Source organism: Paraniabella aurantiaca (assembly GCF_050309965.1).
Classification (GTDB): Bacteria; Bacteroidota; Bacteroidia; order Chitinophagales; family Chitinophagaceae; genus Niabella.
In genome coordinates this window covers 2,544,187-2,558,526 of sequence record NZ_JBLOSY010000001.1, presented here as the reverse complement: position 1 = coordinate 2,558,526, position 14,340 = coordinate 2,544,187, and the positions used below count along the sequence as shown (strand labels likewise).

9 protein-coding genes are annotated in these 14,340 nt (G+C 43.3%); all 9 read right to left on the bottom strand.

What is annotated here, in order from left to right:
- Positions 1-3: 3 nt before the first annotated feature.
- On the bottom strand, positions 4-1,980 hold the full coding sequence (locus ACLOAU_RS11150) for a fumarate reductase/succinate dehydrogenase flavoprotein subunit (protein WP_427861949.1): 1,977 nt from the start codon (positions 1,978-1,980) through the stop codon (positions 4-6).
- Between the two features lie 131 nt (positions 1,981-2,111).
- Positions 2,112-2,837, bottom strand: a complete 726-nt coding sequence (locus ACLOAU_RS11145) for a succinate dehydrogenase cytochrome b subunit (protein WP_427861948.1) — start codon at positions 2,835-2,837, stop codon at positions 2,112-2,114.
- 174 nt (positions 2,838-3,011) lie between these two features.
- Positions 3,012-3,575, bottom strand: coding sequence for a hypothetical protein (locus ACLOAU_RS11140; RefSeq protein ID WP_427861947.1), 564 nt, complete (start codon positions 3,573-3,575; stop codon positions 3,012-3,014).
- 150 nt (positions 3,576-3,725) lie between these two features.
- Positions 3,726-4,022, bottom strand: coding sequence for a GntR family transcriptional regulator (locus ACLOAU_RS11135; protein WP_427861946.1), 297 nt, complete (start codon positions 4,020-4,022; stop codon positions 3,726-3,728).
- Between the two features lie 121 nt (positions 4,023-4,143).
- Positions 4,144-5,463 carry a rhamnogalacturonan acetylesterase gene (locus ACLOAU_RS11130; protein ID WP_427861945.1) on the bottom strand — a complete coding sequence of 440 codons (1,320 nt, stop codon included), beginning with the start codon at positions 5,461-5,463 and terminating at the stop codon, positions 4,144-4,146.
- Between the two features lie 280 nt (positions 5,464-5,743).
- Positions 5,744-9,388, bottom strand: a complete 3,645-nt coding sequence (locus ACLOAU_RS11125; RefSeq protein ID WP_427861944.1) for a hybrid sensor histidine kinase/response regulator transcription factor — start codon at positions 9,386-9,388, stop codon at positions 5,744-5,746.
- Positions 9,389-9,446: 58 nt separating this feature from the next.
- Positions 9,447-10,745: a threonine synthase gene (gene thrC, locus ACLOAU_RS11120; protein ID WP_427861943.1), complete on the bottom strand. Its 1,299-nt coding sequence runs from the start codon at positions 10,743-10,745 to the stop codon at positions 9,447-9,449.
- A 177-nt stretch (positions 10,746-10,922) separates the two neighbouring features.
- The gene (locus tag ACLOAU_RS11115) at positions 10,923-11,849 is read right to left on the bottom strand and encodes a homoserine kinase (RefSeq protein ID WP_427861942.1); all 927 of its coding nucleotides are present in this window, start codon (positions 11,847-11,849) and stop codon (positions 10,923-10,925) included.
- Between the two features lie 17 nt (positions 11,850-11,866).
- Positions 11,867-14,323 carry a bifunctional aspartate kinase/homoserine dehydrogenase I gene (gene thrA / locus ACLOAU_RS11110; protein WP_427861941.1) on the bottom strand — a complete coding sequence of 819 codons (2,457 nt, stop codon included), beginning with the start codon at positions 14,321-14,323 and terminating at the stop codon, positions 11,867-11,869.
- Between the last annotated feature and the right edge of the window lie 17 nt (positions 14,324-14,340).

The window sequence follows — 14,340 nt, the reverse complement described above, 5'->3', positions numbered from 1 at the left end:
CTACTATTTATAGTTTCTCTGAGATGGCTTGATTACCTCGTAATCAAGAGGTTCTTTTACCAACTCCCAGTTGCTTTCGCCATTGTATTTCCAGGCGGCTACGTGCATAAACGCTTCGTCATTACGCAATGCTTCACCATCCTCTGTCTGGCTCTCTTCACGGAAATGACCGCCACAACTTTCTTTACGCTCTAAAGCATCTTTACACATCAACTCTCCCAGTTCAATAAAGTCAGCCACGCGATTGGCTTTATCCAATTCAGGATTCATTTCGTGAATGCCACCAGGTATGCGCACATTGCTCCAGAACTCTTTTTTAAGTGCCTGTATCTCTGCAATGGCTTCTGTTAACCCCTGGGCGTTGCGCGCCATACCACATTTCTCCCACATGATCTTGCCCAAACGCTTGTGGAAACTTTCAACAGACTGGGTTCCTTTAATATTCATCAGCTGCGTGATACGTGCATTTACTGCAGCTTCAGCCTCTACAAATGCTTTATCTGTTGTAGGTATTGGTTTTACTGCAATTTCATCAGCCAGGTAATTACCGATCGTATAAGGTAGAACAAAGTAACCGTCAGCCAGTCCCTGCATCAACGCAGAAGCACCTAAACGGTTGGCACCATGATCGCTAAAATTAGCTTCACCCAGGCAATACAAACCTTTTACCGAAGTCATCAGCTCATAGTCAACCCAAACACCACCCATTGTGTAGTGCACTGCCGGATAAATACGCATAGGAACTTCGTAAGGATTCTCTCCGGTAATTTTTTCGTACATATCGAAAAGGTTACCATATTCTTCCTTTACTACTTCTTTACCCAAACGCACCAGCGTTTCCTGGTCGGGATTTTGAATACCTTGCTTATTGGCTTCTGTTCTACCGTATTTATTGATCAGGTTATATTTGAAATCCAGGTAAACGGCCTGTTTGGTAGTTCCTACTCCATAACCCGCATCACATCTTTCCTTGGCCGCACGCGAAGCTACGTCACGAGGCACGAGGTTACCAAAGGCAGGGTATCTCCGCTCCAGGAAATAGTCTCTTTCTTCTTCAGGTATATCGTTGGCCTTGCGGGTATCGTTTTGTTTTTTGGGCACCCAGATACGACCGTCATTTCTCAGCGACTCTGACATCAGGGTCAGCTTACTTTGGTGGTCGCCGGAAACAGGAATACAGGTGGGATGGATCTGTGTGAAGCAAGGGTTTGCAAAATGCGCTCCTTTTTTATGAGCTTTCCAGGCAGCTGTTACATTGCTACCCATTGCGTTGGTAGAAAGATAAAACACGTTCCCATATCCGCCCGAAGCCAGTATTACCGCATGCCCGAAATATCTCTCCAACTGACCCGTAATCAGGTTACGTACGATGATACCACGGGCTTTTCCATCAATCATTACAATATCCAGCATTTCGTGGCGGGTATACTGCTGCACGTTACCCAAAGCCACCTGCCTTTCTAAAGCCTGGTAAGCGCCTATTAATAATTGCTGACCGGTTTGACCCGCAGCATAAAAAGTTCTTTTTACCTGTGTACCACCAAAAGAGCGGTTATTTAATAAACCACCATATTCACGGGCGAAAGGTACGCCCTGCGCCACACACTGGTCAATGATATTTACACTTACCTCAGCCAAACGATGAACGTTAGCCTCACGTGCACGGTAATCGCCACCTTTTATTGTATCATAAAATAAACGGAAAACAGAGTCTCCGTCATTCTGATAATTTTTTGCTGCATTGATACCACCCTGCGCAGCAATAGAGTGCGCCCTGCGCGGAGAGTCCTGGAAGCAAAAAGCCTTCACCCTGTAGCCCAACTCACCTAAAGAAGCTGCTGCAGATGCCCCGGCCAAACCGGTTCCTACCACGATGATCTCTAACTTTCTTTTGTTAGCCGGGTTTACCAGCTTACAATGACCTTTATAATCATTCCATTTGTCTTCCAACTTACCCGCAGGTATTCTTGAATCAAGCATAATTCAATTTATGATTTGAGTTTTATGATTTGAGTTTTACCCCAAATTCCACTTTCTTTTTGTCCGAACCTTAGTACTGCTGCTTTCTTGCTGCCGACCCGCCCTTCCAGGGACGGGATCCCACTCAAATATTAACTAATCCAGCCGGCCAGGAAGCTGATAGGCATTAAAATAAATGCACCACAAACAATAATAGCAAAGCACCAGCCCACAACAGTTAATATATTGATGTACTTGTGATTGGTTACCCCGAACGTACGGAACGCACTTTGGATACCATGCACCAGGTGCCAGAACAAAGCAATAACACCTAAAATATACACCACCGAAATCCAGGGGTAGCTGGTAAACTTATACAACATCTCTCCATACAGGTCGTGAAACTCTTTGGCGCCTGGTGTACCCGCAGCAACAATCTGGTGGGTTGACATATCAATATACATCTGACCCAAACCGCCAAAGCGGGAAGGGATCCAGAAATCGATCAGGTGAATTACCAAAAAGATAAGGATAATGGAACCTAAAATACCCATAGCACGACTATACCATTTGCTTCCACGGTTACCCATTGGAATGGCATAACCCACTTTACGTTTGCTGCGGTTTTGTATTTCTAATACTAAACCCTGGATAATATGCAACAGGAAAAATACAAACAAACCAATCTCTAATACCCGGGGCACCACATTAGCTCCCATAAAATGAGCCGCTATATTAAACATTACCCCTCCGTCGTTAGCCCAGATACAAGCATTTAAACCGGCATGAACCAGTAAAAAAGCTACCAGGAAAAGACCGGAGAGCGCCATCGTTATTTTCTTTCCTACACTCGACGTAAATAGTTGAGACCAGTTCATATAAGCTAAATCTAATTAGTGAATGGCGCAAAAGTAACGCAGAATTATCAATTCCATGACAAAAAAATGACGGAAACGATTGCGCTGCGGAATTTCGATAATAATTGGCACTCCTTTAATTTTACATACGGGATAACAGTATAGTATGCATCCCTGCCATTGAGCAGCACTGCATTACAATAATCTTTTACTGATTTGCTCATCTATTTTCTTAAACAGATGATAAGGCTTATAGGTTCGCCAATTATCCAGCTCCATTAATTCTATAAACTGGTTGAGTCTGGCACGTTTAAAATCGTATTGGGTTTGCTCAGGCATATTTAAACATACGATCCAGCCGTCTTCGTCAGAAAGTTCCTCATGTAATTCTTCATAGTATTCTTTATCACTACTATGGAAATTGAGCACATTTTCGGCAATTAATATTAGCTTATGTATCCCTTCATGCATAAACACCTCCAACACATCCCTTTTTAAGGTCATAATATCATTTTCCACTGCGTCATTCCACTCGCCTATCAATTCAATAACAGCATACCCCTCATCATAATCAGCCATCAACACTTTTAAGTAAAGCGTGCGGCTGCCAAAATATTCCCATTGAGGGTGGATATAATAATTGTAGATCGTATCCGTATACTCAAACTGGGAGTGCTCGGTACCAAAAAAAGGAGAACGTTCATCCTCCTCACTTACATAAATATGTTGCCAGTTATAAAAAGGTTCCAGCTCATGCATGTCTCGCGATTTTAACTCCTGATATATTCTATATACAAAGGGTTTGCATACATTGTTTACATCAGTTGCCCGAAAGGTAAAATGATTTACCGGAATCGCAAAGACCCGCCCGCAATCTGCGGGTTTTTAGCCCGCTGTTAACAGTATGCGTCAATTCAGGCCCATCCTGTCAGAAACGAAGTAGCCATCGCCCTTTCTTTTCTCAACAATACCTTCACGTCTCAGGTCGCGATAAGCCCGCTCCACGGTGGCCAGGGACACTACGTTGGTTTTACCTATTTCACGTGCAGATGGGAGGCGTATACCCTTTTCTATCTGCCCGCTGACAATAGCCTGTTTGATTACCTGTTTTACCTGTAAGTACAGGAACAATTTTGATGAAGTATCGACATCAATATCTAATTGAACATCAAAAGTCAGTCTTCCGTTTTTAAAAATTGTATTCATCTGCTTATTTTTTTATTGTTTTAATAGCCAGATGTAATTCGCCAAAATCATCATTATCTGATTAGACAAAAGATCTATGGCTCATTTCATGTGCATCGCTATAATTGAGTGTAATTATTGTCTAGTTTCCATCGGGTTTGGTTGCATCTTTTCCCGGACTCTCGGGCCAGTAAAAGCTGACGTAAGCATCAGGCCGGGTAGGATCGAATGACGGCTCGGTGGCTTTAATTTCTTTCGCCAGATCCAGCCCCGCATCTCTGACACCTTTCAGGATCAATTTGGCTACTTCATAAGCCCCGAAAGGCCTGAAATGAGTGTTGTCGGCTATCGCTTCGGCCCTGCCGGGAAAGGTTCCGGCGGGAAAGTGGGCAAAGGCCAACAAAGAAGCCTGCTCTCCCATCGATTCAAAAAGTGTTTTACTCATTGCATTCAGATCGATCATTGGAATATGCTGCTCCCGTGCCGTTTGTCTCACAGCAGCAGGATAATCACCCAGGGTTTCTACAATCTTGCCTTGCTCAAACCGCCGGCGTTGTACAGATGTCACCAAAACCGGGTGGCCTCCTTTCTTTTTCACTTCATTAATAAAGTATTCCAGGTCCTTTTTGTAGGTAGTAAATGCTCCTACACCTGCTCCCTTTTGTTTTTGATCGTTATGCCCAAACTCCACCAAGGCATAGTCGCCCGGCTTCATCAGGCTTAGCATTTTAGCAAATCGACGTGCGCTAATAAAACCGCTCAGGGTTTCTCCGGACTCAGCGAGGTTGACGATAGCTACTTTACCAGGCTTAAAAAAGTAAGGGAACATCTGCCCCCAGGCCGAAAAGGGTTCACCCGCACCATCTACAACAGTTGAATTTCCGGCGAGAAAAACTGATACAGCTTCTTTATTAGGCGTAATTTCTATGGCGTTGATCTTGGGTTGTGTGCTGTTAAATTCCAGCGTGAGCTTATTATCCCAATGTAAATATCCGTACTCCCTTGACTTCAGGCGTACTTTTCTCCCGCTGCCAGCAATCAGGCTATCGCGGATATTTACGGTAAACTCCACCAGCTGATGTTTTCCTTTATCAGTTTGCAGGCGATTAACAAACATGCGCCGGTTTTCGGCGCGTATGGCCACATCAGCAACACCCTGGTCGTCTCCTACCCATAGTTTTATATTATAATTACCCTCGGGAAGCTTTACGGAAAAATAAAAAGGCTGGTCACTGGTCAGGAATCCGTCAGTAAGCGCTGTTTTACCTATCGAATGGTTGGCTATTACCTTTGTACCCAGGTCAATTCCGTACCCTGATTCCTGGCTGAATACCGTTTCGGGCAGTACCTTTAAAAATCCCTTTTCAGCTTTTCCCTTGCCAAAATCAAACCTGAAGCTTTGAGCATGGGTAGCAAACAGACCCACCCCTATTAACATCGTTATTACAATCGTTCGTTTCATATTTTCCGACTTCCGGCAAACCCTATCATCTGATATGATTCATTTTTAATGGCAGGAGTCACCCGGATTTACAAGCAATATTTATTGATTATTTCCTTACCGAAACTAGTTTACGAAACAGTTTTGGGGCATTTGTATCGTACCAAAAAATCGGCATTTTGATTCATTTCATAGTTAACAACTATTGATAATCAACAAAAAATAAAAACAGCAGTAAAAAAAGTAAGGAAACGACCTAAAATAAGAGACCTGGAAATCGCAGGAGAGCAACGGGTAAAAATCAATCCGTTTTAGAGCTTTGGCTGTACTTTTTGGGGGTAGTACCGTATTGCTTCTGGAACATACGGGTAAAGCTGGTAGCATCAGCATATCCTACCATATAAGCAATTTCTGTTACCGAATGCTGACCCTGCAACAGCATTTCAGCGGCTTTACTTAAGCGGATGCCGGTTACGAATTCGTGAACCGACTGATTGGTAACTGCCTTTATTTTACGATATAACTGGGTACGGCTCATGAACAGTTGGCCTGCCAGCCATTCTACGTTCACCTCGGCTTCGGACATGTGCTCCTCTACCAGCCGGGTGGCTTTAGTCAGGAATGACTTATCAGCAGCGGATAGCCCCACCGGGTTAGCATATGATTCGGGAGATTGTGCAAATAATTGTCGCAGCTGGGCACGACTGGCAATCAGGTTGCGTACCCGTGCCTGTAACAGCGGCATACTGAATGGTTTTACGATATAGGCATCGGCTCCTGTCTCGTAACCTTCGGCCTCATATTGGTCAGACTGCCGGGCAGTTAGCAATATTACCGGGATATGGCTTGTTTTCTCATCAGATTTTAACTGCTTACACATTTCCAAACCATTCATACCCGGCATCATTATATCACTTATCACCAGGTCTGGAATATCGGATACTGCTTTTTCTAATCCTTGAATGCCATTTGAAGCCTCCAGAATAGTATACTCACCTGCCAGATTTTGCCGGATGTAGTTGCGGATATCGTCATTATCTTCAACCACCAGTATGATAGAGCGTTCCGTGGGTGCTATCGTTTCATCGACAGGTTGCTCCCCTATAGAACTCAACCCGGCATGAACAGGAGTGTCCCGAGCAACCGGTGCATTTGCATCCGTCTCCAGGTTGGTTAGCAAAACCGTAAACTGCGTTCCAGCCCCTACGGTACTGTTTACGCTGATCGTTCCTTTATGTAAAGCCACCAGCTCCCTGGTAAGAGACAAACCCACCCCGGTGCCGGCATGTTGTTGTGCGCCCTCTATCTGGAAAAAAGGATCGAATATTTTATCCAGTTTATCTGCGGGAATACCTAACCCGGTATCAGCCACAGTTATTTTAACCGATTCCGGGGCATCATGATCTGCTTTTATCTTCACAGAAATAGCTCCTCCGGCCGGGGTAAATTTGAAGGCGTTAGATACCAGGTTATAAAGGATCTTGCCCGTAACATCCTGATCAAACCCTAGTTGAATGACCGAAGGTTCAGCCATCACTTCAAACTGTATATTTTGTTCCTCTGCCTTAAAGTTAAATGCAGCTGCAGTGTTTCTTACAAACGCTACCAGATCCTGCCGTACCGGGTGCAGTTGCATTTTCCCGGATTCTATTTTTCGGAAATCAAGAAATTGGTTGATCAAAGCTAACAGACGCTGCGCATTACGGTACATTACATTATAATGTGCCATTTCTTTGTCAGACGCATCCTGCCGGGTTAGTAAAGATCTTAGCGGGTCAACAATCAAAGTAAGCGGTGTTCGAAATTCATGTGACACATTGGTAAAAAAGCTCGACTTCAGCTGGTCTAATTCCTCTGCTTTTTCAGCTTTTAAACGCTCAGTAAGTATTTGCCGATGGTATTGTTGTCTCACCTGCACGATCCTCACAATAATATAGATACCCAGCAACGATAACAACGTGTAAATACTATAGGCCCACCAGGTTTTCCACCAGGGAGGCAGTACTATAATCTCCAGGGTAGCAGGTACACGGTTCCAAACCCCGTCGCTATTGGAAGCCATTACCTTTAGCATGTATGTGCCGGCTGGTAAGTTAGAATAACCTGCCACCCGCCTGGAAGCATCAATATACACCCAGTCTTTATCCTGTCCTTCGAGCATATAGGCGTATTGATTCCTGGCAGGATTAGAAAAGTGTAGGGCTGAAAATTCAACCGAAAAGCTTTTGTCTTCGTGAGTGAGTGTAATTGTTTTGGCTAAATGCAAGGGCGTGGAAAGAATCACCCTTCCATTAATGGTATCACCCACCTGAACCGTTTTATTCAGCACCTGTAAATTAGTAAATGTAGTGACCGGTAAAAAAGGATTGTCAATTATTTCATCCGGGTCGAAATGAACAAACCCCTGTGTGGTTCCATAGTACATCTGTCCAGAAGTAGGATCAAAAAAACCCGAGCCATCCATGAACTCATATTCCTGCCCCGGCTTCTTGACAGCATAGTTTTGAATATGCCCGCTTTTGATATTAAATTTAGACAGGCCATTCTTGTGAGCAAACCAAACAAATCCTGGATCCTGAGCCATTACCTGTGTAATGTAGTGATCGACCAGTCCATCTTTTATTGTATAGGTTTTTGACTCCCTGGTGTGGGGATTGATACGGGTCAGTCCGTTAGCAGCGCCCACCCAGATCGTACCCTCAGAGTCTTCCGTCACCGCATACACCCGTTCATCCGGCGAGCGGGAATCGGAAGCCATCGTGGTATACAAAACCGTGTCAACCCAGGCGTTGGTGGAAGGGTTTCTTCTGATCTGAATTACTCCCGAATATTCTGTACCAATCCAGAGATTATTTTTTGAGTCAAAAAACAGGCAACCAGCTCCTGAACGTCCATAGGATGCAAGTGGTTGTTCTTTTAAATTTTTTGTTTGATAGTCATACTTAATGACGCCATGATAATAAGAAAACCAAAGATCGTGTGTGAGCGGGTCTTCAGCTATAGCATAAAACCTGCTTTTATTAGGTTCTGCTGATGATTTAAAATAAGAAGTAATCTGTTTTGTTCGGGGATCATATTTGTCCAATCCATTTCTTTTGCCAATCCAGATATGCCCGTTATTATCTTTAAGAAGTGCTTTGATGTTTTCATTGGCTAATTGAGGTGATACATACTGATAAGCTCCCGTTTGCTTATTCATATAAATAAGGCCATTGTAATCAGATCCCAGCCATACGCCATCTTTATCTATCCACATAGACCTGATGGCTGTACCTACATTGGCCCTACCCGGTTCGTAAATCATTTTACTTTCGAATTTATTGGCATTCAGATCTGCTTTATTAACGCCACCAGACCGGGTTCCCACCCAAAGTATACCTTCATTATCACGGTAAACTGAATTGACATTATTATCATTCAGACTACCATGCCCGTCAATGGGTGTTTCAAAAAAAATACTCTCTTTACTCTCCGAAAGATGGAAGGGACCAATAACATTTTGGATGAAGTCTTTCGAATGCGTAAATATATCCAGGCTTCTCAACCTGTTCACCGAATCTCTAAAAGATAAAGGCAGCGAAGAAAGCTTGAATCGGGTAAAGTTGTCGGTCGCATAATTGTACCGGCATACTACCTGGTTAAAAACTGACACCCAGATATTACCATCTTTGTCCTTGTATAAATAGTGAATCCGGCTGCTGGAGAGAGAGGTAGTATCTCCTAGTATGGTTCGGTATATTTTTAATGAATAACCATCATAACGACAAAGGCCGTTCCAGGTACCAAACCACATAAAGCCATACTTGTCTTTAACAATACCCAAAACCGTACTTTGTGGCAGCCCATTTTTAGCAGTTATATATTCAAAAGTTACGGGTTGACTTATACCGGTGCCTATACAAAACACCATCAACAGTCCTATTAATATGCCCCGATAAACAGCCATGGACGATGAATATACGAACATCCGGTTACCGAACCTTGGTTATACGCGGCTCCGGTATTTATTCTCCCAGCAAAAACGATTTTAATGCATCAAAGGTGGCTTCAATTTCTATCGACTCTTTTTTTTGCGTCATTATTTCTTCTAAAGCAGAAGGTATAGCTACCTTTTCTCCCGTGGCGGATTCCACAGCTTCAGGGAATTTTACCGGGTGGGCCGTTTCCAGTATAAAGCCTTTTTTATCCGGATGTTGCTCCAGGTATTTCTCAAGGGCCAGGTAAGCGACTGCACCATGCGGATCCAGGGTATAACCCGATGCTTTATACACTTTAGTGATGGTAGCAACAGTATCCTCGTCGCTAATGGTATCAGCAGACAAATTGTTTTTAAGATCAGGAAATTGTTGATGGAATAGCTCAATGATCCTTACAAAGTTGCTGGGATTACCTACATCCATTGCATTGGATAAAGTGGCCGTAGCTTCTTTGGGCTTCAGCTCCTGTGTTTGTAAATAGTGCGATACAATGTCGTTCACATTACAGGCCGCTATAAAATGACCGAGCGGCAGGCCGGTTACCTTCGCAAGCAGCCCTGCACAGATGTTTCCAAAATTGCCACTGGGCACACATACCACGGGCTTTTGCTCTTTTTGCTTCCATTGTTTGTAAGCCAGGAAATAATATACCTGTTGTGGCAGCCAGCGCGCCACGTTAATAGAATTGGCTGAAGTAAGGAATTTCTTTTGATTGATATCTGCATCGGCAAATGCCTGTTTTACCATTTTCTGGCAATCATCGAATGTTCCATTTATCTCAAGGGCTGTAATATTCTTTCCTAATGTAGTTAATTGCTTTTCCTGTACCGGGCTCACTCTTCCTTTGGGATACAAGATCACGACATTTACATTCTTTACACCATAAAAACCATTCGCCACAGCTCCGCCTGTATCGCCCGATGTAGCAACCAGCACCGTCACTTCCCTTTCTTCATTCTTTAAAAAATGTCCCAGGCAGCGGCTCATAAAGCGGGCTCCTACATCTTTAAACGCCAGCGTAGGGCCATGAAACAGTTCAAGTGAAGAAATATCGTCTGTCGCCGGCTGTAATGGTATCGGGAAATTAACAGTTTCTTTTACGATGCTATATAATTCTTCATTATTCAGCGAGCCTGCAACATAAGGTTTCAAAACTTCGAAAGCAATGTCAACATCCGACATGGATTCGATACGGTCTATTAGTTGAGGATCAACCAACGGAAGATATTCGGGATAATACAAACCCTTGTCGGGTGCCTGCCCTAATATAGTGGCTTCTTTAAAAGATACTTTTGGAGACTGTTGATTAAGACTATAATAATTCATGATGCTGGATAATAGATGTTTGATATTGGATGCTTGATGCTCGTTTTTTGATACCGGATATTTGATGCCTGATGCTGGTTCTTTAACATTGGATGTTGGGTGTCGGATAATTCTGTCCCTATTTACTCCCTCCCTACTCCCCCATTCTCCACTTTACCATTGCCTACTCACTATTCACTATTCATGCTCACTCATTCGCTCCACCCCATTCTTGCCAATCGTAGTAACATAAACGTAGTTTTCAATACCGATACCATCGTATACTCTCTTCATAATATCGCCAATCATTTGCGCGGTAGCTTCATTTTCACTCAACATAAAAATAGAGGGGCCTGAACCGGAAATACCACCACCCAGCGCACCAGCCTCTTTACATTTGGCTTTTACTTCATCGAAAGCAGGAATCAGGATACTCCGAACGGGCTCAATAATCACGTCCTCCAAAGAACGCCCGATCAGTCCCCGGTCATTAGTCATAAAGCCTGCTACCAGGCCGGCAATATTTCCCCATTGTTTAATGGCATCTTTTAAGAACACCTGCTTGCGTAATATTTGTCTTGCATCGGCTGTGCGTACCTCTATCTGTGGGTGCACTACGGTTACAAATAGGTCGGGACTGGCAATTGGTACAATATCCAGCGGGTGTATAGAACGGATCAATGTAATACCACCCATTATGCAGGGCGTAATATTGTCAGCATGTTTTACACCGGTTGCCAGTTTTTCTCCAATCATCGCTAACTGCACCAGGTCATCGGTAGAAAAAATATCGCCTAATAAGATGTTGGCACCAACTGCAGCTCCAGCCGCACTTGCAGCGCTTGAACCCAAACCACTACCCGGTTTAATATGCTTTTCAATAGTAACCTTAATTCCCTTATTAAAACCGGCCTTTTCTATTGCAGCCAGTAATACAACGCCTGCCACATTTTTCTCGGGCTCTGTAGGTAGATTATAGGCATCGCGGTTTTCTATTACCACTCCTGGCTGATCTATTATTTCAAACTCCATAATATCATAGGGTGCTTTTAAGGCAAGACCCAGTATATCAAAACCACATACCAGGTTGGCAACGGTTCCGGGAGATTTTATTTTTACTTTCATTATATACGCTTGATGTTTTAAATACTCGCAGCTCTTACAATATCAGCAAACACACCGCTGGCGGTTACATCGGCACCCGCACCGGCGCCTTTTACCACCAGTGGTTGTGAAGGATAGCGCAATGTGTAGAACAATACTACATTATCTTTCCCATACAAATGATAGAGGTCATTTTCAGGAGCGATATGCTGTAGTCCAACAGAAGCCTTACCCTCGTTAAAAGTAGCTACAAATTTTAACTTACAATTTTGAGCATTGGCATCGTCCAGCAATTGTTTAAAATGCGCTTCATGGCGGTGCATGCAGGCATAAAAAGCTTCTACATCCCCTTCCATACATTCTTCGGGTAAAAAACCATTATTCCCAATATCCTCCATCTGCATTTCATGACCGGCTTCACGTGCCAGGATGAGTATCTTCCTCATAACATCGGTACCGCTTAAATCGAGCCTGGGATCCGGCTCGGTATACCCCTCTTCCTGTGCCTGCCTAACCACATCAGAAAACGGCCGGCTTCCATCATAATTATTGAATACAAAATTCAATGTTCCGCTTAATACGGCTTCCAGCTTTTTCACTTCATCACCACTGTACACCAGGTCATTTAAAGTGCCTATCACCGGCAATCCTGCGCCTACATTGGTTTCAAATAAAAACTTACAATTGAACTCCCTGGCCAGATCTTTTAACCGCTTATAGTTCGCATAATCAGAGGAAGCTGCAATTTTATTACAAGCTACTACTGATATACTTTTTTGTAATAAACGATCGTAGATCGCAGCTACATCCGGGTTAGCTGTGATATCTACAAAAACAGAGTTCCGTAAATTCTTATTAATAACATGATCAACAAATAAAGGCAGTGATGCTTTTTCACCCTGATTCAGCTCTTCCTGCCAGTTATCCAGTGCAATACCTTTTTCATTTAAGACCATGGTACGGCTATTGCTGATACCTACTACATTGATCTTAATTTTCAGATGCTGTTGTAAAGACGCAAGCTGCTTCTCTATCTGCTGCAGCAGTTTGGATCCAACATTACCTACTCCGGCGATGAATAAGTGTACCTGCTTAAAAGTAGTTTCGAAAAAGTCTTCGTGTAAAACGTTAATTGCCTTACGCACATCGGCAGTAGAAATAACCGCGCTGATATTCTTTTCAGATGACCCCTGGGCAATAGCGCGAACATTAATACCATTACGGCCCAATGCGCTAAACATTTTACCACTTACACCCGGATGACTCCTCATTTGCTCTCCAACTAAAGCTACAATGGAAAGATCAGTTTCTACTTTCAAAGGTTCTACTTTCTGCAATGCCAGCTCATTGGCAAAAGCCTCGTCTATTGCCTGCTTTGCAGCATCAGCTTTTCCAGCATCAATAGCTACACATATAGAATGCTCTGAAGAGCTTTGTGTAATTAAAATAACATTGATCTGCTCATTACTTAAGGCTTCAAACAATCTTTTAGAAAAACCTGGAATGCCTACCATGCCGCTTCCTTCCAGGCTTAGCAAAGCCAGGTTATTGATACTGGAAATACCACGGATAATATTCCCGTCTGACTGCGCCGCAGAGCGCTCATTATTGAGTACCAGCGTACCGCCATCTTCAGGGGCAAAAGTATTTTTGATCCACACCGGAATATTCCGCGTCATCACTGGTTGTAAAGTAGGAGGATAAATTACTTTGGCGCCGAAATGCGATAATTCCATTGCCTCTCCATAAGATATTTTCTCAATCACTTTCGCATTAGCCGCCAGTCGCGGATCAGCAGTCATCATACCACTTACATCTGTCCAGATCTCCAACACCTCTGCATTCAAAGCAGCCGCGATAATCGCCGCAGTGTAATCAGAACCGCCACGGCCGATTGTAGTGGTGATACCGTCTGCATTGCTGGCAATAAAACCTGGTATAATACAAAGTGGTTGTTGCAAACCATTAAAATAGTCAACAATATTGGCCTGTGTTGCTTCGAAATTCACCTGAGCCTGTGTATAATTGCTATTTGTGGTAATTAATTGGCGCGCGTCTTTCCATTGAACCTCCACCTGGTCAAACCGGAGCTTTTCGGCAATAATCTGCGAAGACAACCATTCCCCATAGCTCGCCAAACGGTCTTTGGTACGGGGTGTTATTTCGCTTAAAAGAAAAATACCATTACAGATATCTTCTATTTCGTTAATAGATGTTTTAACCAGGCTTAATAACTGGCTTTGATGCGCTACAGGTATCAGACTCTTTACCGCATCAAAATGGCGTTTCTCTATTTCGGCAATAGTTTGTTTATAATCTTCATTACCCCTGGCTGCATTATTAGCCGACTGCAATAACATGTCTGTAACACCGCCAAGTGCCGATACAACCACAATGGTTTTGTCTTTACTTACTGCCTTTTTTACGATAGCAGCTACTTTGTTTATATTCTCAGCATTGGCTACCGAAGTACCGCCAAATTTTAAAACCTGCATGGTTTATAACAATTAAA

What these genes read in the sequence shown, in the direction of transcription:
- ACLOAU_RS11150 (WP_427861949.1), bottom strand. Translation starts at nt 1,980, where the DNA reads ATGCTTGATTCAAGAATACCTGCGGGTAAGTTGGAAGACAAATGGAAT.
- thrA (WP_427861941.1), bottom strand. Translation starts at nt 14,323, where the DNA reads ATGCAGGTTTTAAAATTTGGCGGTACTTCGGTAGCCAATGCTGAGAAT.
- ACLOAU_RS11125 (WP_427861944.1), bottom strand. Translation starts at nt 9,388, where the DNA reads ATGGCTGTTTATCGGGGCATATTAATAGGACTGTTGATGGTGTTTTGT.
- ACLOAU_RS11140 (WP_427861947.1), bottom strand. Translation starts at nt 3,575, where the DNA reads ATGCATGAGCTGGAACCTTTTTATAACTGGCAACATATTTATGTAAGT.
- ACLOAU_RS11135 (WP_427861946.1), bottom strand. Translation starts at nt 4,022, where the DNA reads ATGAATACAATTTTTAAAAACGGAAGACTGACTTTTGATGTTCAATTA.
- ACLOAU_RS11145 (WP_427861948.1), bottom strand. Translation starts at nt 2,837, where the DNA reads ATGAACTGGTCTCAACTATTTACGTCGAGTGTAGGAAAGAAAATAACG.
- thrC (WP_427861943.1), bottom strand. Translation starts at nt 10,745, where the DNA reads ATGAATTATTATAGTCTTAATCAACAGTCTCCAAAAGTATCTTTTAAA.
- ACLOAU_RS11130 (WP_427861945.1), bottom strand. Translation starts at nt 5,463, where the DNA reads ATGAAACGAACGATTGTAATAACGATGTTAATAGGGGTGGGTCTGTTT.
- ACLOAU_RS11115 (WP_427861942.1), bottom strand. Translation starts at nt 11,849, where the DNA reads ATGAAAGTAAAAATAAAATCTCCCGGAACCGTTGCCAACCTGGTATGT.